General features: G+C 72.6%; 18 protein-coding genes. 14 read left to right on the forward strand and 4 right to left on the reverse strand.

The features are described from left to right. The first annotated feature begins 60 nt into the window (after positions 1 to 60). Complete coding sequence (locus ACFY3D_RS34220; RefSeq protein WP_389987426.1) at positions 61 to 1,011, forward strand: LysR family transcriptional regulator; 951 nt, start codon at positions 61 to 63, stop codon at positions 1,009 to 1,011. 10 nt (positions 1,012 to 1,021) lie between these two features. Here the strand turns inward: ACFY3D_RS34220 and ACFY3D_RS34225 are convergent, their stop codons facing one another. The 4 genes from ACFY3D_RS34225 to ACFY3D_RS34240 all read right to left on the reverse strand — a co-directional run bounded on the left by ACFY3D_RS34225 (position 1,022) and on the right by ACFY3D_RS34240 (position 4,843). After that, positions 1,022 to 2,263: a CynX/NimT family MFS transporter gene (locus ACFY3D_RS34225; protein WP_389987429.1), complete on the reverse strand. Its 1,242-nt coding sequence runs from the start codon at positions 2,261 to 2,263 to the stop codon at positions 1,022 to 1,024. Positions 2,264 to 2,365: 102 nt separating this feature from the next. Further along, complete coding sequence (hisG, locus tag ACFY3D_RS34230) at positions 2,366 to 3,256, reverse strand: ATP phosphoribosyltransferase (protein WP_389987432.1); 891 nt, start codon at positions 3,254 to 3,256, stop codon at positions 2,366 to 2,368. 17 nt (positions 3,257 to 3,273) lie between these two features. Further along, a complete protein-coding gene (locus ACFY3D_RS34235) occupies positions 3,274 to 3,978 on the reverse strand; it encodes an SDR family NAD(P)-dependent oxidoreductase (protein WP_350949636.1) in 705 nt (234 codons plus the stop codon). After that, on the reverse strand, positions 3,965 to 4,843 hold the full coding sequence (locus ACFY3D_RS34240) for a phosphoribosylaminoimidazolesuccinocarboxamide synthase (protein WP_389987436.1): 879 nt from the start codon (positions 4,841 to 4,843) through the stop codon (positions 3,965 to 3,967). Before ACFY3D_RS34240 ends, ACFY3D_RS34235 begins: the two co-directional genes overlap by 14 nt. A 23-nt stretch (positions 4,844 to 4,866) precedes the next feature. Here ACFY3D_RS34240 and ACFY3D_RS34245 point away from each other — a divergent pair, with 23 nt between their 5' ends. The 13 genes from ACFY3D_RS34245 to ACFY3D_RS34305 are packed head-to-tail and all read left to right on the forward strand — an operon-like array spanning position 4,867 to position 20,949. After that, the gene (locus tag ACFY3D_RS34245) at positions 4,867 to 6,129 is read left to right on the forward strand and encodes an aminotransferase class III-fold pyridoxal phosphate-dependent enzyme (RefSeq protein WP_389987439.1); all 1,263 of its coding nucleotides are present in this window, start codon (positions 4,867 to 4,869) and stop codon (positions 6,127 to 6,129) included. After that, complete coding sequence (locus ACFY3D_RS34250) at positions 6,122 to 7,153, forward strand: Gfo/Idh/MocA family protein (protein ID WP_389987442.1); 1,032 nt, start codon at positions 6,122 to 6,124, stop codon at positions 7,151 to 7,153. Before ACFY3D_RS34245 ends, ACFY3D_RS34250 begins: the two co-directional genes overlap by 8 nt. A 26-nt stretch (positions 7,154 to 7,179) precedes the next feature. Continuing rightward, positions 7,180 to 8,934, forward strand: a complete 1,755-nt coding sequence (locus ACFY3D_RS34255; RefSeq protein ID WP_389987445.1) for an ABC transporter ATP-binding protein — start codon at positions 7,180 to 7,182, stop codon at positions 8,932 to 8,934. Next, positions 8,927 to 10,705, forward strand: a complete 1,779-nt coding sequence (locus ACFY3D_RS34260) for an ABC transporter ATP-binding protein (RefSeq protein ID WP_389987448.1) — start codon at positions 8,927 to 8,929, stop codon at positions 10,703 to 10,705. Before ACFY3D_RS34255 ends, ACFY3D_RS34260 begins: the two co-directional genes overlap by 8 nt. After that, entirely contained in the window at positions 10,702 to 11,235 is a 534-nt protein-coding gene (locus ACFY3D_RS34265) for an NUDIX hydrolase (RefSeq protein WP_389987451.1), read from the forward strand. Before ACFY3D_RS34260 ends, ACFY3D_RS34265 begins: the two co-directional genes overlap by 4 nt. 4 nt (positions 11,236 to 11,239) lie before the next feature. Continuing rightward, the gene (hisG, locus tag ACFY3D_RS34270) at positions 11,240 to 12,127 is read left to right on the forward strand and encodes an ATP phosphoribosyltransferase (protein ID WP_389987454.1); all 888 of its coding nucleotides are present in this window, start codon (positions 11,240 to 11,242) and stop codon (positions 12,125 to 12,127) included. 14 nt (positions 12,128 to 12,141) lie between these two features. Beyond that, positions 12,142 to 12,951, forward strand: coding sequence for an HAD family hydrolase (locus tag ACFY3D_RS34275; protein ID WP_389987456.1), 810 nt, complete (start codon positions 12,142 to 12,144; stop codon positions 12,949 to 12,951). A 53-nt stretch (positions 12,952 to 13,004) separates the two neighbouring features. Next, positions 13,005 to 14,054 carry a BMP family protein gene (locus tag ACFY3D_RS34280; protein ID WP_389987458.1) on the forward strand — a complete coding sequence of 350 codons (1,050 nt, stop codon included), beginning with the start codon at positions 13,005 to 13,007 and terminating at the stop codon, positions 14,052 to 14,054. Next, the gene (locus ACFY3D_RS34285) at positions 14,051 to 15,562 is read left to right on the forward strand and encodes an ABC transporter ATP-binding protein (RefSeq protein WP_389987461.1); all 1,512 of its coding nucleotides are present in this window, start codon (positions 14,051 to 14,053) and stop codon (positions 15,560 to 15,562) included. The genes ACFY3D_RS34280 and ACFY3D_RS34285 overlap by 4 nt, the downstream gene beginning before the upstream one ends. Beyond that, positions 15,559 to 16,695: an ABC transporter permease gene (locus tag ACFY3D_RS34290; protein WP_389987464.1), complete on the forward strand. Its 1,137-nt coding sequence runs from the start codon at positions 15,559 to 15,561 to the stop codon at positions 16,693 to 16,695. The genes ACFY3D_RS34285 and ACFY3D_RS34290 overlap by 4 nt, the downstream gene beginning before the upstream one ends. Further along, a complete protein-coding gene (locus ACFY3D_RS34295) occupies positions 16,692 to 17,909 on the forward strand; it encodes an ABC transporter permease (RefSeq protein WP_389987467.1) in 1,218 nt (405 codons plus the stop codon). Before ACFY3D_RS34290 ends, ACFY3D_RS34295 begins: the two co-directional genes overlap by 4 nt. An 11-nt stretch (positions 17,910 to 17,920) precedes the next feature. Continuing rightward, positions 17,921 to 20,041, forward strand: coding sequence for a N,N-dimethylformamidase beta subunit family domain-containing protein (locus ACFY3D_RS34300; protein WP_389987470.1), 2,121 nt, complete (start codon positions 17,921 to 17,923; stop codon positions 20,039 to 20,041). Continuing rightward, positions 20,038 to 20,949 carry a 6-phosphogluconolactonase gene (locus tag ACFY3D_RS34305; protein WP_389987473.1) on the forward strand — a complete coding sequence of 304 codons (912 nt, stop codon included), beginning with the start codon at positions 20,038 to 20,040 and terminating at the stop codon, positions 20,947 to 20,949. Before ACFY3D_RS34300 ends, ACFY3D_RS34305 begins: the two co-directional genes overlap by 4 nt. Positions 20,950 to 20,982: the final 33 nt, after the last annotated feature.

Below are 20,982 nucleotides of genomic sequence, written 5' to 3' on the forward strand. Positions count from 1 at the left end.
GAGGTCCCGACTCATTGGGTCCAGCGATGATTTCTGGAGGTGAATCGTTAGGATTCTCACATGATCGAGCTGGATCTTCGGCGGTTGCGCTTCCTGCGGGAGTTCGAGGAACGCGGCACCCTGGCCGCGGTCGCGGCGGCTCTGGGCTACAGCCCGTCCACGGTCTCCCAGCAGCTCGCCCTGCTGGAGAAGGAGGTCGGTGCCCGGCTGCTCGACAAAGCCGGTCGGGGTGTGCGGCTCACCGACGCCGGACAGCTGCTCGTTCAGCACGCACGGGTGCTGCTGTCGGCCGCCGAGGCGGCGGAAGCGGACCTGGCGGGCCTCGGCGGCGACATCCGGGGCACCGTCCGCGCCGGCGGTCTGCAGTCGGCCGCCCGCCGTCTCCTCATCCCGGCACTGGCCCGTATGAAGGCCGACCACCCGCGGGTCCGTGTGGAGATCTTCGAGCTGGAACTCGAACAGTCCCTGCCGGGCCTCCGCCTCGGCACGGTCGACCTCGTCATCGGCGACGAGTACGACAGCCACCCCCGCCCGCGCCCGGCCGGCCTGCGCTTCACGCCCCTGCTCGAAGAGCCGCTGAAAATCGTGCTCCCAGCCGCGCACCCACTCGCCAGGACCGGCGGACCCGTCCCGGTCGCCGGCCTGCGATCCGACATCTGGACCGCCTCCGCCGAAAGCACCGGCCACCACGCCATGGTCATCGGGACCTGCCGCACCCTTGGTGGCTACGAACCGGACCTGCGCCACCGCTCCAACGACGCCGACGTCCAACTCGAACTCGTCCGCGCCGCGGCCGCCGTCGCCCTGCTGCCGGCCCTCACCCTGCCCGGCGACGACCCCGCGCTCGCGATCAGGGACATCGCAGAAACCACCCTCGAACGCCGCCTGGTCGCCGCCACCCGAGACACGCCCCCCGCTCCCGCACTCAGCGCCCTCCTGACAGCCGTGACGGACCAGGTGCACAGGCTCGACCTGTGGCAGCCTTCCAGACCACCCGCCCGGCGTTCCTGACGATCGACCTTCAGCCCGCGACGCCTTTCTCCCCTGCTCCGGCCACCCACCGTTGACGCCCCGCGGCGCGGCCGCCGGCCAGCAGCAGTGCGGCGACGGCGGCAACGAGCCCGACGGCGATGACCGGCGCGAGCGCCGCGAAGCCGAAGGCGGCCGCGACCTCGCCGAACATCGGCGGGCCGAGCAGCGAGCCGAGACTGCCCGCCTGGGCGACCAGGCCGCTGCCGACGTCGGCGTGGTCGAGCCGCTCCAGGATCAGTGGCAGGGCGGCGAAGACGAGGGCGGCGAGGAACCCGTTGGCGAGCGAGAGCGTCCCGGCGCCCGCGAGCACGCCGGCGAGCGGGCCGCCGCCGTAGACGAGCCAGGCGGCGGGCACGGCGAGCAGGCCGAACAGCGCGAGGACGCCGACCCGGGTGCCGCGGCGCAGCAGCATGCCGACGAGCAGCCCGCCGACCGCGCTGAGCAGCGAGATCACCGAGGTGCTCGCGCCGGCGGCGGCGGCCGAGTTGTCGTGCTGCTCGATGAGGAGCGTGGGAAGCAGCACGATCACCGGGATGGTCACCAGCGCGGTCAGGCAGAACGAGAAGGCCAGCACGCCCGGCCATCGCAGCGCACGCAACCGGGGGACGGGCCCGGCGGCGGCTCGCGGACCCGCCCCGGTGCGGGGCAGCCGCAGTTGCAGGACCACCGCCATGAGAAGGGTGAGAGCGGCGAGCAGGCCGATCCAGCCGCGCCAGCCGAAGGCGTCGCCGGCCGCGCCGCCGACGAGCGTGCTGGCGAACAGGCCCACGGACACGAACGTGGCCCAGACCGACAGGGCGGCGCTGCGGTCGCGTTCGTCGGCGAGGCGCAGGACGAGCACCGGCCCGGCGATGGTGACCATCAGGTAGCCGAAGCCCTCGGTGACGCGGGCGACGAGCAGCCAGGCGAAGTCGCCGGCCAGGACGCTCGCCGCGCCCGCCACGGCGATCAGAGCAAGGCCGTACACCAGCGCCCCCCGCGCGCCGACGCGGCGCATCAGGTAGCCGCCGGGCAGGCCGAAGGCTGCGCCGACGCCGACGACCGCCGAGATGACCCAGCCCAGCTGGGACAACGACAGCGACAGCTGGCCGGTCACCGCCGGCCCGACGGGGGCGAACTTGCCCAGGCTCATCGCGGCGACGACGCCGCCGAGGTAGACGACGCCGATGGTCGCCCACGTCGAGCGCCGCCCGGGCTGCACGGGCGTGTCCGGGGCCGGCTCAGACTTCACACTCTCTCCTTCACACGACGTCGCGGCGGCTCAATGCTCGTCGTGCCCTCGTGTGCCGGTCAACTCGGCGCGGCCTGTACGGCGACGCGGCACGGGCCGGCGTCATGGCCGCGTCGCGTTCGTGGCGAGGATACCGATTCCGGTCTCGGTGACGTTGACGGCGCCGGCCGACAGCAGGACGTCGATCGTCTCGGGCACGTCCCGGCTCGGCAGCACGCCCTGCAGGACGACCATGTTCTCGTCGCCCAGCTCCGCCCCGGCCCGCCACGAGCGCCCCGGCATGGCCGAGGTGACCTGCGGCAGGCACTCGGCGGGGGCGCGGACGGTGAGCAGCACGTTCGCCGGGCCGACCCAGGCGCCGCGCAGCAGCCGGGCGACCTTCCCGATGACGGCGCGTCGCCTCTCGTCGGCGTAGGCGGCGGGGTTGGCGATGAGCTGGGCGCCGCAGGTGCGGATTGTCTCGATGACGCGCAGGTTGTTCTGCCGCAGGGAGTGTCCCGTCTCCACGACGTCGACCATCACGTCGGCCAACTCGGGGATCTTGGCCTCGGTGGCGCCGTAGGAGACGACCACCTCGGCGCGCCGTCCGGCGTCCTGGAAGAAGCGGCGGCCGATGTTGGGGTACTCGGTGGCGACGCGGACACCGTCGGCGAGGTCGGCCACGCTGGTCGCCGGGTGGTCGGCGGGCACGGCGAGGACGAGCCGCCATGGCCTCTCGGTGTTGCGGGAGTAGTCGAACGACTCGACCACCTCGACCTCGGCGCCGGTCTCCTCGACCCAGTCCGCGCCGGTGAGCCCCACGTCGAACGAGCCGTTCTGGACGACGAGCGGGATCTCGCGCGGCTTGTAGAAGGCGACCTGCGCGGTGCCCGCGTACTCGATGGTGCCCCGGTAGGAGCGCTCAAAGGGCCGTCGTACGTCGAGACCGGCGGCCGCGAAGAGTTCCAGCGCCCGCCGTTCCAGGGATCCCGTCGGCAGAGCGAGCGAGATCATGCTTCCTCCTCCGCGCGTCAGATGTGTAACAGCCGGTCGATACCGGTGATCGGCGGCGTCGCCAGGTCGGCGGGGCGCACCTCGATCTCACCGACGACGAGGTCGGTGGGCCAGGAGTCGACGATGCTGCCGACGCAGCGGGCGATCGAGCGGGTGCTCATCTTGTAGGGGTCGGTGTCGCCGTCGAGGTTGGCGATGGCGCCGGGCGAGACGAGACAGGCGCGTACGCCGTTGCGCCGCTCCTCCAGCAGCAGCGTCTCCACCAGCGCCTTCAGCCCGGCCTTGGTGGCGCTGTAGGCGGCCCCGCCCTCGAAGTAGCGGGTGCCCGCGTGGCTGCCCATCGCGACGAAGACGCCGCGGCGGGCTCGCAGTGCCGGCAGCGCGGCCTGAACGAGGTGGAAGCAGGCGCTGAGGTTGATCGCCACCAGGCGTTCCCAGTCGGCCTCGCGCAGGTCGGCGATCGGGTCCAGGACCCGGTCGACGGCGTTGGACACGCAGACGTCCAGCCGTCCGGTCGCGGCCAGGACGTCGGCGACGGCCCATCTGATCTCCGCGGGCCGCGACACGTCGCAGCGCCGTTCGCCGAGCCAGTCCGCGCCGGCGAGGGAGCGGTTCAGGGAGAAGACGCGAAACCCGCGCCCGCGCAACTCCTCGGCGATGGCCCGGCCGCTGCCCCGGTTGGTACCGGTGATCAGTGCCACCCGGCCGTCATCTGATGACATCGAGGATGCGACTCCACTGGTTGACGATCTCGTCGGCGTCGACGCCGTCACGGAACAGGTCCTTGTCCAGCGGGGACCCGTCCTCGTGCCGCAGGCGCATGCAGTCCTGTGAGATCTCGGAGATGACGGTGAGGCCGCCTTCGGCGGTGACGCCGAAGATGAGGCACATGTCCCAGAGGTCCACGGGGTGCAGCCAGGAGCGCAGTGTCTCGTTGACGGCCAGGGCGCGCTCGCGCATCTCATCGACGGGCAGTCCGAGGACGCGCAGGTAGTCCTCGCCGATCGGCTGGTCCTCGGGGTCGATTCGGTAGTCGAACTTCACGACCGGGCGCGGCAGTGGCGCACCGTCCTCGAACAGGCCGGGGTACTTGCGGGTGGTCGACCCGGTGGCCCGGTTCTTCACGATGACCTCGAAGGGCGGGGCCGGGCAGTAGTCGGCGAGGTAGGAGTCGGGGCCGACCCGCTCACGGAACGCGCACGCCACCCCCGCCGCCTCGATCCGGGCCGCAGCTTTTTCATAAAAAGCCAGCCGCAACGGCCCGGTACGCTCCACCATTTCGTCGCGCTGGTATGTGAAACTGCGCAGGCTGGGGACTATCTGCACCAGACATCGGCCCTCGGGCAGCCGCCACAGCCGTTTACTGCGCCCGACGATATCCGGCTGTACCGTTCCGGGTATTTCGGAGATCGGAATTCGCCGACTCGATCCGTGGTCCACATCGCCTCCATATCGGAGTTCGGCTCGACCCACCGCTTCGACCGTCGCACCCTTAACCAGGCGTTGTAAACCTAGAAGAAGGTTCACTTGACCCTGCTCGCAGGCCGCCGCTACGGTCTCGGAAATTAAGCTCTCGATCTTATTCACGGTTTCCGGAGAGGAGGAAGATCTTGTCGAAAAACGAGCGAATAGCTCACTCGAAGATCACTCGTAAGTTTCGGTCCGAAGGACGCCAACTCCTGTTCACGCAGGGGCAGGGCGGTGAGGTTTCGGACGCGAACGGGATGACGTACATCGACTTCGTCATGGGATACGGACCGGTGATAATCGGCCACTCGGACGAACTCTTCAATGAAATTCTGTGCGGCTATCTCGGTAACGGCGTGATGATGCCGGGCTACACGACCTTCCACGCGGAGTACTTGGAACGGCTGCTCGGCGAGCGGACCGGGGACCGCGGCGCGTTCTTCAAAACCGCCTCCGAGGCCGTCACCGCGACCCTGCGGCTGGCCGCGATGCGCAACGGCCGGCTGGGAGTGCTGCGCAGCGGTTACATCGGCTGGCATGACGCGCAGATCGCCAACTCCCTGAAGTGGCACGAGCCGCTGCACTCGCCGCTGCGCGGGAAACCGCGCTACACCGAGGCGATGCGCGGCATCGGCGAGAGCGAGCCCGCGGTGAACTGGGTGGACCTGCGGCTGGAGTCGCTGGCGGAGATCCTGGAGCGCTACCGGGACCGGCTGGGCTGTTTCGTCTTCGACGCCTACCTGGCCTCGTTCACCACCCCCGAGGTGCTGCGGCAGGCCGTCGCGATGTGCCGGGACGCCGGTCTGCTCACCGTCTTCGACGAGACCAAGACCGGTGGCCGTATCTCGCCGCTCGGCTACGACCACGACCACGCCATCGGCTCGGACCTCATCGTGATCGGCAAGGCGCTGGCCAACGGGGCGCCGCTGAGCCTGGTGGTGGGTGAGGCCGAGCTGCTGGCCGACGCCGAACGGGCCCGGCTCAGCGGTACGTTCTCCAAGGAGATGATCGCCGTGTACGCGGCGCTGGCGACCCGCGACATCTTGGACAAGCCCATCGGTGACGCGCCGGACGGCTGGGCCGAGATCGGCCGGATCGGCACACGGGTGGCGGCCGTCCTGACCGCGGCGGCCGAGGACGCCGGTGTGGCGGCCCTGGTCGGTGCCCGCCCCGTTCTCGGTGGCGGGATGTTCGAGCTGGTCTACCACGATGAGGCACTGCTGGGTGACAAGGTGCGGCGTGAGGCGCTGCTCGCCGCGCTCACCGGCGCCGGCATCCTGCTCCTCGAAGGGCACCCGTCGTTCGTCAGCCTGGCACACCGGCAGATCGACCCGGATGAGCTGCGCGGCCGGGCGCGCCGAGCCTTCGAGCGGTGGGGCACGAACGTGGAGGCCGGCCGTGACTGACCGCCCGCGCCTCGCCCTGGTCGGCTGCGGCCGGCAGATGAGCCAGAATCTCCTGCCGTTCCTCCAGCGCGTGCGCGGTCACCGGATCGTGGCCTGCGTCGACCCCGACCTGTCCTTGGCCAAGGAACTGCAGCAGGAGTCCGGGGCCGCGCTCTGCGCCGACTCGATCGAGGCGCTCGACCTGGACACCGTGGACGCGGCCGTCATCGCGGTGCCGCCCGAGCCGTCGTACCGGCTGACCCGCCGGCTGGTGGAGGGCGGCGTCGACTGCTTCGTGGAGAAGCCCGCCGGGCCCTCGACGCCCGCGTTGCAGGATCTGCACCACGTCGTGGACCGCAGCGGCCGCAACGTCCAGGTGGGCTTCAACTTCCGCTACGCCGAGACGCTGCGGCGGCTGCACGAACTGAGCCGCGACGCCCGGGCGACCTCGTGCTCGGTGACGATCGACTTCTACAGCCGCCATCCCTCGGCCCCGCAGTGGGGGGTGGACACCACGCTGGAGGCGTGGATCCGGCACAACGGGGTGCACGCCCTGGACCTGGCCCGCTGGTTCACCCCCTCCCCCGTCGTCCAGGTGAACGCGCACGTCATTCCGGGCGAGAACGACCGCTTCCAGGTGAACGTGTTCCTCCGGCACCGCGACGGGTCCCTGTCGACGTTGCGGATGGGCAACCACGTCAAGCGGTTCCTGGTGGGCGTCATGGTGCAGGGGATGGACGGCAGCCGCTACAGCGCGCCGTCCCTGGAGCGGGTGACCCTCGATCTGGCCGACGGCCTGCCGCTGGGCCAGGAGTTGTACGGCACGAAGAACCTCGATCACGGCTGGGACCGGAGCGGCTTCGGGCCGGAACTGGAGGCGTTCGTGGCATCCTGCGGGGACGACGTCCCCCGTGCGGGTGACACGCCGTCGATCGCCGACGCGCTCGCCGCCTCCGTGCTGGCCGACCAGGTGATGGAGGAGATCGACCGGGACGGTAAGAACGGCCTGGGACACCTGCCGGACGCGGTCCGCGCCTCGGTGTAGGTGAGCCGTTGACCAGGGAGGGGGCCATGGACCGGACGCGACCGGCGGGCCGGGCCGGGCGAGCACGGCAGGTCGCGTCGCCGGCCGTGCTCGGGTGGATCGCCACCCGGCTGCGCGTGCACCGGCCGTTGCTGGTGGTGTTCACCGTGGCGGCGGTGGCGGCGAACGTGTGCACGACGCTGGTGCCGGTCCAGATCGGCGCGGCGTTCGCCGAGGCGACCGGTGAGCGTGCCGACCCCGGCGTGCTGGCCGCCGCGGCGGTCGCCACCGCGCTGCTGGCGGCCGGCCGGTTCGCCGCCGACCTGCTCTCGCACGGCTCGATGGAGGTCCTCGCCCAGCGGGTCAAACGCGACGTGCGCGACGAGCTGTACCGCAGTCTGCTGGCCAAGCGCATGTCCTTTCACGACCAGCAGCGCATCGGCGACATCCTGGCCCGCGCCATCAACGACGCGCGGCTCGTCGACTACATGTTCAGCCCAGGGGTGTCCACCGCGTTCAACGCGCTGCTCGCCCTGGTGGTGCCGGTCGTGTTCATCGCCTCGCTGAATCCCCAGCTCCTGCTCGCCCCCGGCGCGCTGGTCGTGGTGTTCGCGGTCGCGCTGCGCCAGCACCTGCGGCGGCTGCAACCGCTGACGATGCGCATCCGGGAGACGTTCGCCGACCTGAACGAGCGCTTCTCCACCACGTTGACCGGCATCGCCACCGTGAAGGCGGCCACCCAGGAGGGGCACGAGCGGCTCGCGTTCCGGCGGGCCGCCGCCGCCTACCGGGACGCCTTCGTGCGGCGCGGCCGGGCGCAGGCCGTCTACCTGCCCGCGCTCAGCTTCGCCGTCGCGATGGCCGTCGGTGCCCTGCACTCCCTGTACCTGTACGGCCAGGGCGAGCTGGCGCTCGCGCAGGTCGTCACCTACCTGGGCTGGCTGGTGGCGCTGGCGCAGCCGGTCACGTTGTCGGAGCAGGCCGTGCCGGTCGTCCAGGAGGGGCTGGCCGCCGCCGCCCGGATGCGGCAGATCATCGACGGGCCCGGCGACCTCGAGGAGACCACCGGCGTCACGACGGCCGTCGAGGGCGCGATCACCTTCGATCGGGTGACCCTGCGCCACGACGGCAAGGACGTCCTGAGCGAGGTGTCCTTCCACCTGCCCGCCGGGCGCACGCTCGCCGTCGTCGGCCCCACCGGCAGCGGCAAGAGCATGCTGCTGAAACTCGTCGCGCGCATGTACGACGCCGACGAGGGGCGGGTGCTGATCGACGGCCGGGACGTACGCGACTGGGAGCCGGGCGCGCTGCGCCGTCAGATCGGCCACGTGGACCAGGAGATCTTCCTGTTCTCCAAGAGCGTGCTGGACAACGTCGCCTTCGGCGCACCCGCGGGGGCCGCTGAAGAGGACGTCAAGCGCGTCGCCAAACTGGCCTGCGCCGACGACTTCGTCCAGGAGATGGAGCACGGCTACGCCACCGTCCTGAACGAGGGCGGCACGACGCTGTCCGGTGGTCAGCGGCAAAGGCTGGCCATCGCCCGGGCGCTGCTCACCGACCCGCGTGTCCTCACCCTGGACGACGCAACGAGCGCGATCGACGCGCGTACGGAGGTGACCATCACCGAGGCGATCGAGCGGGCGACCGCCGGCCGCACCACCGTGCTGGTCTCGCACCGTCCGGGCCAGATCCGGCGCGCGGACCTCATCGTGCTGCTGGACGCCGGGCGCGTCGTCGACCTCGGCGGGCACGACGAGCTGATGGCACGCTGCGCGCTCTACCGGGAGATCTACAGTGACTGACCTGTTCGCGGGCCTGCACGCCGACACCTACGACCGCGTGTACGGCAACCGCCGGCTCCTGGTGCGCATCCTGGCCTATCTGCGCGCCCGGCGCGGCACGATGCTGGGCTGCGCGGTCCTTGTCGTGGGGTCGGCCCTGCTGACCGCCTCGGTGCCCGTCGTCATCGCGCGGCTGATCGACGAGGTCGGCGGCGGGGCGGGGCTGGGCCTGTGGCTGGGCCTGTTCGTCGTCGCCGCCGCGGTGCTGGCGTGGGCGATGAACTGGGCGCGCCAGGCCGTCACCGCCCGGCTGGTCGGCGACGTGGTCTACCGGCTGCAGTGCGAGGCCGCCGACGCCGCGCTGGACAAGGACGTCGCCTTCCACGACGACAACTCCGTCGGGCGGGTGCTCAGCCGGGTCACCGGCGACACCGAGGGCTTCGGCTCGGTGATGACGCTCACCTTGAACCTGCTCAGTCAGTCGCTGCTGGTCCTGCTGCTCGGCGGCGTGGTGTTCTGGACCGACCCGGGCCTGGGTCTGATCATCGTGGCCGCGTTGCCGTTCCTGCTGGGGGCGGCGCTGGCCTTCCGCCGGATCGCCCGCACGGCGGCGGCCGCCACCCGGCGGGTGATGGCGAAGGTCAACGCCAACGTCCACGAGTCGATGATGGGCATCGCCGTCGCCAAGAGCTTCGGCCGCGAACAGACCGTCTACGACGACTTCGACGACGTCAACCGGCTGTCGTATCGGGTGTACGTGCGCCAGGGGCTCATCTACGCGGTCATCCTGCCGGTGCTGACCCTGCTGGCGGGACTGGCGACGGCCGTCGTGCTCTATCAGGGCGGGCGTTTCGCGATGCTCGGCCGGCTCTCGCCCGGCGAGTGGTACTTCGCGCTGCAGGCGCTCGGCATGCTGTGGCAGCCGGTCACCCAGGCTGCGGCGTTCTGGAGCCTGTTCCAGCAGGGGCTGGCCGCCGCGGAACGGGTGTTCGCGCTGATCGACGACCGGGGATCGGTCGTGCGGGGAGGGAGCGAACCGGTGTCCCGCCTGAACGGTGAGATCGAGGCGCGCGGCCTGCGTTTCGGCTACGGCTCCGGCGGCCCCGTCTTCGACGGGCTGGACCTGCGGATCGCCGCGCGCGAGACGGTGGCGATCGTCGGGCGCACCGGGGGCGGCAAGTCCACCCTCGTCAAGATCATCGCCCGTGCGTACGACTTCCAGGGCGGCGAACTGCTCGTCGACGGCCGCGACGTCCGCGCCCTGGACCTGACGGCCTACCGGCGGCGCGTCGGCGTCGTCCCGCAGCACCCGTTCGTGTTCGCCGGCACGCTGGCGGAGAACATCGCCTACGGCCGTCCCGGAGCCGGTCCGGCCGACGTCGAGCGCGCCGTCGACCGGATCGGGCGCCGGGTGTGGAAGCGCAGCATGCCGATGGCGCCGCACGAGCGGCTCGCCGACGGCGGCCGGGGGGTGTCGGTCGGGCAGCGGCAGCTCATCGCCGTGGCGCGGATGTTCGTGCGCGAGCCCGACATCGTGCTCCTGGACGAGCCGACCGCCAGTGTCGACCCCCTCACCGAGAGGGGCATCCAGAACGCGCTGGCGCGGCTGTTCGCCGGCCGGACCGTCCTGGTCATCGCGCACCGGCTGTCGACCATCCGGCGGGCCGACCGGATCCTCGTCCTGGACGAGGGCAGGATCGTCGAGGACGGCTCCTTCGACGAGCTGCTGCGCCGTGACGGGCCGTTCGCCGCCTTGTACGCCACCTACTACGCCCACCAGGAGACGGCATGAGTAGCCCGCCGCCGGAGCGCTGCGCGCCACACCCGCGGGAGTTCGACACGATCCAGCGGCGGGCCTCGGCCGAGGGCGTGCGCTGTGTGGTGGGAGCCGTCCTGGTCAACCCGCGCGGCGAGGTGTTCCTGCAGCGCCGCGCCCCGCATGTGCGGCTGTTCCCCGGCTGCTGGGACATCGTCGGCGGGCACGTGGAGGTCGGCGAGACGCTGTGCGCGGCGCTCGCCCGCGAGATCGCCGAGGAGACCGGCTGGCATCTTGAGCGGGTCGGCGACCTGGTCAAGGTGTTCGACTGGGAGGGCGGCGATGGCACCCGGCGGCGCGAGATCGACGTGCTCGCCACCGTCACCGGAGACCTGGAACGGCCCCGCGTCGAACACGACAAATTCGTCGAGGCCGGCTGGCTGGACGCGGCGCGGCTGCGCGTCCTGGCCGCCGGCGGCGAAGAGACCGGCATGGTCGATCTGGCTCTGCGCGCCCTCGCCATGCGCTCCCTCGCCGGCAACACCCCGCCTACCTGGAGACGCTGATCACATGATCTCGCTCGCGCTGCCCAAGGGGTCCGCTCTGGAGCGGCCGGTCCTGGACCTCTTCACCGCGGCCGGGCTCGGCGTGCGCCGGACGTCTGGACGCAGCTACCGGGCGAGCATCGAGTACGGCGGCCCGATCCAGGTCGTCTTCTTCAAGCCGCGGGAGATCCCGCTGGTCCTGCAGGACGGAGCCTTCGACGTCGGCGTCGCCGGCACCGACTGGATCGAGGAGACCGGCGCCAAGGTCGAGGTCGTCGAGGCGGTGGCGGCGGGCCGTCCGTGGCGCATGGTGCTGGCCGTACCGGCCGAGGGGCCCGCGGGCCTGTCCCCCGGCGCCCGGGTGGCCACCGAGTTCCCCGGCATCGGCCGGCGCTATCTGCGCGGCCGGGGGTCGGCGGCCGAGGTGGTGCACTCCTACGGCGCCAGCCAGGCCAAGATCCCCGAGCTCGCGGACGCCGTCATCGAGGTGCTCGAACCGGGCGCGTCCCTCGCGCCGGGCCTGCGGATCCTCGACACGGTGCGCACCTGCGCGCCGCGGCTCATCGCCGGGCCGCACGCGTGGCGGGACGCCGGCAAACGCGCCCGGATCCAGAAGGTGGCGCTGCTGCTGGCCTCGGTGCGGGCGGGGGCGGCGCACGTGCTGCTGACGGTGCGCACGTCGGCGCGCGAGTTGCCGCGCGTCGCGCCCGCGCTGCCCCCGCGCTCATGGCGCGTCGGTGACCTGTCCGAGGAGGGGGCGGTGGTGGTGCAGGGGCTGGCGGCACGGCGTGGCGTGGCCGAGACCATCGACGCCATCCTGGCCGCGGGCGCGGCCGACGTCGTGGTGTCCGCGGTCGGCCGGGTCGTGACCCATCGGCAGGGGTCTTCGTCGCGGGAGCCGTGCCGGCCGTGAGAAGCGTGCCGCCCGTGGAACGCCGAATGATCGTCTGCGACCTGGACGGCACGCTGCTCGACTCGCGCGGCGAGCTGTCCGAGCGCACCCGGGCGGCCGTGCGCCGCGTCCGGGCGGCCGGGCATGTGTTCGTCATCGCGACGGCGCGACCGGTCCGAGACACCCGGCACGTGGCCGCGGCCCTCAACGACACCGGCGACGCAGCCGACGCGAACAGCGCGGTCTGCGGCAACGGCTCCGTCGTCTACGACTTCGCCCGGGACGAGGTGGTCGATCACCACCCGTTCGCCGAGGCGGACGTGGTGAGGGCGCTGACGGCGCTGCGCGACCGCTTTCCCGGCATCCGGCTGGGCGCCGAGTGTCATCTGGAGCTGTTGCTGGAGGACGCCTTCGAGCTGGCCCCCGCCCTGGCCCGCGACGCCCGTCGGGTGGCGAGGCTGGAGGAGGCGATCGACTGGCACGGCGTCGGCAAGATCGTGGTCCAGCTGGAGGGGGCGGCCCGCGGGTACTACGAGAGCGTGGGCACGCTGCTGCCCGGGTGCGAGGTCACCGTGTCGGCGGACGTGTTCTGCGAGGTGACCCGCGCCGGAGTGACGAAGGCGGCCGCCCTGGAAGCGATGGCCGACCGGCTCGGCTTCGGCCGCGCGGGGGTGATCGCCTTTGGCGACATGCCCAACGACCTGCCGATGTTGACCTGGTCGGGGACGGCGGTCGCGGTCGCCAACGCCCATCCGGCGGTGCTCGCCGCGGCCCATGAGATGACCGCGTCCAACGACGAGGACGGCGTCGCCGTATGGCTGGAGCAGTTATCAGAGAAGCATTGACACTTGTCTGATGAGTGCTCATTCTGGTCAAAGCCCCGGTTTGGGAGGTACTTGTGTCCCGCCTGTTCACCCGGTCGTCAATCGCCCTTTGCTTTCTGTTCACCCTCGTCGCCTGCGGAGGCTCACAGGGCACCGCCCAGAACGCGGGGGCGAACGAGGCCGCCTCGGCTGCAGGCGCCGCCGACCTGCGCGTGGGGGTCGCCTACAGCCGAGGCGGGCGCGGCGACAAGTCCTTCAACGACTCCGCGGGGGCGGGCGTCGATCAGGCCAAGGCCGCGCTGGGCATCGAGGTCAAGGAGCTGAGCCCGAACGCGGCCGGCTCCGACCTGGAGGAGATCCTGCGCCTCCTCGCCGAGACGGGCCACAACCCCGTCCTGGCCGTCGGCTTCTTCTACGCCCAGCCGCTCATGAAGGTCGCGCCCGCCTACCCGCGGACGCACTTCGTCATCATCGACGACGCGACGGTGAAGCTGCCCAACGTCACCAACGTGGTGTTCCGCGAGGAGCAGGCCAGTTACCTGGTCGGGGCCGCTGCGGCGCTGAAGTCCGCCACCGGGCGGATCGGTTTCGTCGGCGGCGTGCAGACGCCGCCCCAGGAGAAGTTCCTGGCCGGGTACGCGGCCGGCGCCCGCGCGATCGACCCGAAGATCCGGCTGTCGAGCGTCTTCATGACGCAGCCGCCCGACTTCAGCGGATTCTCCTCCCCCGACAAGGCGCGGGAGGCCGCCCGCGGCATGTACGACAGCGGCGCCGACATCGTCTACCACGCGGCCGGCGCCTCAGGGCTCGGCGTCTTCCAGGCGGCCAAGGCGGCACACAAGTGGGCCATCGGCGTCGACGTCGACCAGCGCCGCACCGTCGCCCCCGACCTGTCGGAGGTGATCCTCACCAGCGCCACCAAGCAGATCGACGTCGCGGTGCGGCGCGTCATCGAGGAGCAGGCGGCGGGCAAGGCGGTCTACGGGCTGCGCGAGTTCGGCCTGGACGAGGACGGTGTCGGCTACGCCACCACCGGCTCCGACCTCGCCGACATCCGCCCCCGGCTGGACGAGATCAGAAAGCGGATCATCGCCGGCGAGATCGACGTGCCGGTCACCCCGTGAGGCGGCCTTCGACGACCTCCCCGGGCGTGCCGCTCGCCGAGCTTCGCCGCATCACCAAGCGCTACCCCGGCGTCACCGCCAACCGCGACATGAACCTCCTGGTGCGGCCGGGCCAGGTGCACGCCGTGGTCGGCGAGAACGGCGCCGGCAAGTCGACCCTCATGCGCGTCCTGTACGGCGAGGAGCGCCCCGACTCCGGCGACCTGCTGCTCGACGGCGTCCCCGTGCGGTTCCGGTCGCCCGCCGACGCCATCGCGGCCGGCATCGGCATGGTGCACCAGCACTTCCTGCTCGCCGAGAACCTGACCGTGCTGGAGAACGTGATCCTGGGCGCCGAGACCTCGCGCCGCGGGCTGCTCGACCGCCGCACGAGCGCCCGCGCGCTGCGCGACCTCGCCGAGCGCTACGGCCTGGCCGTCGACCCCGGCGCCCGGATCGAGCACCTGGGCCTGGGCGAACGGCAGCGGGTGGAGATCCTCAAGGCCCTGTACCGGGGCGCGCGCCTCCTCATCCTCGACGAGCCCACCACGGTGCTGGCGCCCGGCGAGGTGGGGCGCCTGTTCACCAGCCTCGCCGAACTGCGCGCCCAGGGCCTGGCCGTGCTGTTCATCTCGCACAAGCTCGACGAGGTGCTCAGCGTCTCCGATCACATCACCGTCATCCGCGCCGGAACCGCGGTGGGCGAGTTCGCCGCCGGCGACGCCGACCCGGGCGTCCTCACCCGGCTCATCGCCGGCGGCGACCTGCCGCCCACCGTCCGCGGCGGGCGCACGGAAAAGGGCCCCGTCGTGCTGCGCCTGGACGGCGTGCGCACCGACGCCGTCCAGGCGGCCACCCTGGAGCTGGCCAAGGGCGAGATCCTGGGCATCGCCGGCGTCCAGGGCAACGGGCAGTCCGAGCTGATCGACGCGCTGGTGGGCACCCGCCAGATCACGGCCGGCACCGTGCGCCTCGGCGACCGTGACGCCACCCGGCTGGGCGTGCGCGGGCGCCGCCGCCTGGGACTGGCGTGCATCCCCGAGGACCGCCACCGCCACGCGCTGGCGCTGCCCGCCACGCTGTGGGAGAACGTCATGCTGGGCAGCGAGGACCTGCGCCGCCGCAGCCGGTGGCGCCTGGACCGCGCGGCCGCCCGGGAGGTCGCCGGGCAGATCGGCGCCCGCCTCGGCGTCGGCGCGCCCTCCCCCGACGTCCCCGCCGCCGCGCTGTCGGGCGGCAACCAGCAAAAACTCGTCGTCGGCCGGGTGCTGCGCGGCCGTCCCCAGGTGCTGCTCGCCGCCCACCCCACCCTCGGCGTGGACGTCGGCGCCCAGGCCGTCATCTGGGATCTGCTGCGCGAGGCCCGCGACGCCGGCCTGGCCGTCCTGCTGGTCAGCGCCGACCTCGACGAGGTGCTCGGCCTGAGCGACCGCGTACAGGTGATGTTGCGCGGCCGGCTGACGCCCGCCCTGCCGGTCGCGGAACTCACCCGGCCGCGCCTGGTCCGGCTGATGACGGGCACCGGATGAACACGATCATCACCCGGGCCGGGAAGGTGCCGCGCGTGCTCGCCGCGCCGGCGCTCGCGCTGCTGCTGGCCCTCGTCGTGGCCACGGCACTGCTGACCGCGGCGGGCGCGTCGCCGGGCAGGACATATGTGACGATGCTGGAGTTCGGCGCGCGGCCGGACTCGCTCGTCTCGGCCGTGAACCGCTCGGTCGTCTACTTCCTCGCGGGCCTCGCGGTGGCCGTCACGTTCCGCATGAACCTGTTCAACATCGGCGTGGAGGGCCAGTACCGCCTCGCCGCGCTGCTGGCCGCGGCCACCGGCGCGCACCTGAACCTGCCGGCGCCCCTGCACGTGGCCGTCATGTGCGCGGTCGCCATGCTCGCCGGGGCCGCGTGGGCCGCGCTCGCCGCGCTGCTCAAGGTCTGGCGCGGTGTGTCGGAGGTGTTGTCGACGCTGCTGCTGAACTATGTCGCCACCGGGGTCGTGGCGTACCTGCTGGCCGAGGTGTTCGCCGCCGGCAGCACGACGGGGTCGACCGCGGACCTGCCGCCCTCGGCCCACCTGCCCGAGCTGAACGGCCTGCTCGCCGCGGCCGGGGTGAGACTCCCGGGCGGTGCGAGCCTGGGCGGGGCCGTGCTCGGCGCCGCGCTCCTGGGGGTGGCCCTGCACCTGCTGCTCACCCGGACGCTGTTCGGGCACGACCTGCGGATGAGCGGGCTGAACGCCGCGGCGACCCGCGTCCACGGCGTCGATCCCCGCCGCATGATCGTCGTGACGATGCTCGTCTCGGGCGCGATCGCCGGACTGGCCGGGCTGCCCCACCTGCTGGGCACCGCCTACCACTTCGGCCTGGACTTTCCCGCCGGGGCGGGCTTCACCGGCATCGCGGTGGCCCTGCTCGGCCGCAACACCCCGCTCGGCATCGCGCTCGCCGCCCTGCTCTTCGGCTTCCTGGAGCGCTCGGCGCTCATCCTCGACATCGAGGGCGTGCCCAAGGAGATCGTCACGATCATGCAGGGCGTCATCGTGATCAGTGTCGTGGTCGCGCACGAGGTGGTGCGTCGTGCCGAACGCCGGCGCGCCGCACGGCTGGTGCGGGCGCGCACCGAGCCCGAGGCCACCCCGGCCCCGGCGCCGGACGGGGTCTCGTGAACGCGCTGACGCGGCGGCCGCTGCTGATCGTCCTGCTCGTGCTGCTCGCGGTGGCGGGCGTCCGCGCCCTCACCGGCGAGGCGCTCACCGACTCCGGCATGGTCGGCGCCGCACTCCGCCTCGCGGTGCCGATCGGGCTGGCCGCTCTGAGCGGACTGTGGAGCGAACGCGCGGGCGTCGCCAACCTCGGCATCGAGGGCATGATGATCATCGGGACGGTGTGCGGGGCGTGGGCGGGCCACTTCCACGGCGTCTGGGCCGGGGTGGTGGCCGGAGTGCTGGGCGGCGCCGCCGCCGGACTGCTGCACGCCGTCGTCACCGTCACCTTCGGCGTCGACCAGGTGGTGTGCGGCATCGCCGTCAACATCCTGGCGGCGGGGGTGGCGCGTTTTCTGTGCGTCGTCGTGTTCGCCGGCCTGCCCGGCGCCGGGGCCACCCAGTCGCCCCCCGTCACGGGCGAGGTCGGCACCGTGAGCGTGCCGCTGCTGGCGGGCGGCGCGGGCGGCGGCGACCTGCTGGGCGACCTGGAACGCGGCGGCGTCTTCCTCCTCGCGGACGCCGCCGGCCTGCTGCGAGGGCTGCTGCACGAGGTGTCGTGGCTCACCGTGGCCGCCGTCGTGCTCGTCCCGGTCAGCGTCGTGCTCCTGTGGCACACCGCGTTCGGGCTGCGGCTGCGCTCGGCCGGGGAGCATCCGGCCGCGGCCGACTCGCTCGGCGTGCCGGTCCAGCGGATGCGCTACTGCGGCGTGCTGGTCTCCGGCGCTCTGGCCGGTCTGGCCGGCGCCTACCTCGTCACCGTCTCCTCCGGCCTCTACCAGGAGGGCCAGACCGGCGGGCGCGGCTTCATCGGCCTCGCCGCAATGATCTTCGGTAACTGGCGGCCGGTCGGCACGGCGGGCGGGGCGCTGCTGTTCGGCTACGCCGACGCCGTGCAGCTGCGCCAGGCGAGCGCGGTGCACACCCTGCTGCTTTTGGGCGCGATGCTGGCGTGGGCGGCGGCGATCGTCGTCGCGCGGCGGCGGCCCCGCCTGGCGGCGGGCGCGGCCCTGCTCGGCGCGGCCGCCTTCGCGCTCTTCCAGAGCACCGGCTCGGTGCCCACCCAGCTCATCTACGTCACGCCGTACCTGACCACGCTGCTGGTGCTGGCCACGGTCGCCCAGCGGCTGCGCATGCCCGCCTACGTCGGCCTGCCCTACCGGCGGGGAGATGCCTGACCATGACACACGTGCCGCGACCCCGGATGCTGGCCTACCTGGACCGCTGGTCCGCCTCCCCCGGACAGCGCGTGAACGTGCACGCGAGCGGGCCCGCCGGAGCCGCGCGGGTCGAGGTGGTCGACCTGGTGAGCCAGACCGTGCTCGGCCAGGCGATGCCGGTCACCGTCGAGCCGCGGCGCCTGCTGACCGGCTCCCACCTGGAGGCCACCGGCGTGCCGGCCCCCGCCTGGGGCAGCGTCGCGCTGTGGCTGCGCCCGCACGGGGCCGGCGCCCGGCAGGTCGTGGCGGAGCTGGACACCGGCGACCGGCGGCTGCTGATCACCCTGGACGAGGCCGGACGTCCCGAGACCGTCATCGAGACCGGATCCGGCGTCCTGCGCGCGGGAGCAGGTTCGGCCCTCCCGCAGGGGGCGTGGTCGTTGCTGGTGGCCGCCTGGACGGCGGAGCCGTCCGGCACCCGGCTGCGCCTGAGCATCCGAGGGGCGGTGCGCGACGACGCCGCCGCGCACCGGGCGGACCTGCCGCTGGAGCCGGCGACCGCGACCCTGCGCTTCGGCGCGGGCTCCGGCCACCGCGACCCGTACGCCGGGCGCCTGGCGCTGCCCCTGCTGACCGGCGACGCGCTCACCCCCGGCGACTGCGACACCATGACGGGCCTGACCGGCGGCCCGGCCCTGGCCGGGCACCTGGGCGCCGGCCTTCTCGCCCTGTGGGACCCGGCCGCCGATCCGGGCGGCCCCGTCGTCCTCGACATCAGCGGAAACGCCCGGCACGCCCGCGCCGTCAACCGGCCGCTCGCCGGGCTCGTCGGCCCCGGCGAGGACGGCACCCGCACCGCCCTGCAGCTCAGCCCCGAAGACCTGGACGACGCCCGCTGGCCGCGAACCTGCGCGGTGACCGTACCCGCCGACGCCGGCTCGACCGTGCTCGGCGTGCGAGTGCGCGCCGGCGGTGACTCCCACGGTGACTGCCACGTTGTCCCGCTCGTCGTCCCCCCGGCCGGCCCGGCGCGCCCGATCGCGGTCGTCCTGCCGACGTTCACCTACCTGGCCTACGCCAACCACCGCCAGTCCAGCGAGGCCGAGTACTTCGGCGACTACTCGCACGTGACCGACCGGCGCATCGAGCTGTCGGACACCGACGTCCACCTCAACGCCCACCGCGACCTGGGCCTGTCCCTGTACGACCAGCGACGCGAGGGCGGCCCCGTCTACCACTCCTGCGGTCGGCGCCCGGTGCTCAACCACACGCCGGACTACCGGTGGTGGATGACCGGCGCACCCCGGCACTTCGCCGCCGACCTGCTGCTGCTGCGCTGGCTGCACGCCGAGGGCTTCGCCTTCGACGTCCTGGCCGACGAGGACGTGCACACCGGCGGGGCCGCCCTGCTGGCGCGCTACCGCGTCGTGCTGACCGGCAGCCACCCCGAGTACGTCAGCGCACCGGAGCGCGAGGCCGTCGCGGCGTACGTGTCCGGCGGCGGACGGCTCATGTACCTGGGCGGCAACGGCTTCTACTGGGTGACCGGCGTCGATTCGCGCCACCCGAACGCGATCGAGGTACGCCGCGGCCACACCGGCGCCTGGTGGGACAACGAGCCAGGAGAGGACGTCCTCACCTCGACCGGGGAGCCCGGCGGACTGTGGCGCGAGCGCGGCCTGGCGCCCCAGGAGTTGCTGGGCGTCGGCTTCACCGCCCAGGGCTGGGGCCCGGCGCCCGGCTTCACCCGCCTGCCCGACAGTTACCGTGCCGAGGCGGCCTGGGTGTTCGCCGGGATCTCCGATCCGGTCATCGGCCGCCACGGGCTCGCTCTCGGCGGCGCCGCCGGAGACGAGATCGACCGCGCCGACCCCGGCCTCGGCACCCCGCCGGGCACCTTGTTGCTCGCCACGTCCGCGGGCGGGCACAGCGGCCACTACCAGAACGCGCCGGAGGAGGCCCGTCTCGGCGCGGACGCCGTCCGCGCCGACATGACGCTGCGCCCGACCGGGGCGGGCGGCGCCGTCTTCGCCACCGGATCCGTCAACTGGGTGGCCAGCCTCGCCTGCTGCGACGGCGACGTCCGGCGCGTCACTCGAAACGTCCTGTCCCGGTTCCTTATCCCCAAACCCTTCAAAGGAGTGACGTGACCTTCGTCAGGACAAAGGCGCACGCCTACCCCTATCCCCCCACCTCCGGTGAGCTCACCGAGGAGCATCTGAGTATGCCCACCGCGACGCTCACGGCGATCGCGCGGCACCCGGTGACCGTGTATCCCGACACCACCGCCCTCTACCACCGGCTGGCCCGTGAGATGGCCGACGAGCTGCGCGACAACAACCTGCGTGGCGAGCCCACCCGCTGGATCCTGCCCGTGGGCCCCAAGGCGCACTATCCGCTGCTGGCGCGCATCTGCAACCAGGAGCGCATCAGCTGGGCCGAGGTGCACGCCTTCCACATGGACGAGTTCCTCGACTGGCAGGGCCGCCCCGTCGAGCCGTCACACCCGTTCAGCTTCCGCGGCTACTGCGACCGCAACCTCTACCAGCTGCTGGACCCCGCGCTGCGCCCTCACCCCGGCAACGTCGTCTACCCCGACGTCCTCGACCCCGACGCCTACGGCGCCCGCCTGCGCGAGGTCGGCGGGGCCGACACGTGTTTCGCGGGCTTCGGCTACCGGGGGCACCTCGCCTTCAACGAACCGCCCTCGAGCCGCTGGCACCGGTACACCGTCGAGGAGTTCGCCGCCTCCACCACGCGGATCGTCACCCTGCTCGACGACACGCTCGTGGCCCTTTCGCACCGGCTGACCGGCGGCTACACCCAGCCCATCCCGCCGATGGCCATCACGCTGGGCATGGCGGAGATCCTTTCCGCCCGGCGGCTGCACCTCATCACCGACGGCGGCGCGTGGAAGCGGTACATCGTCCGCGTGCTGCTGCTGACGACCGAACCGGAGGTGTCGCTCCCGGTCACGCTGGCGCACCGGCACCCCGACGTGCGCGTCTCGGTGGACGCCGACAGCATCGCCCCGTGCGCGGTGGGGCTGGGCGCATGACCCCGCCTTTGGCCCGGTCCCCTCACCAAGCAC

The organism is Streptosporangium sp. NPDC000509, assembly GCF_042898365.1.
Taxonomy (GTDB): Bacteria; Actinomycetota; Actinomycetes; order Streptosporangiales; family Streptosporangiaceae; genus Streptosporangium.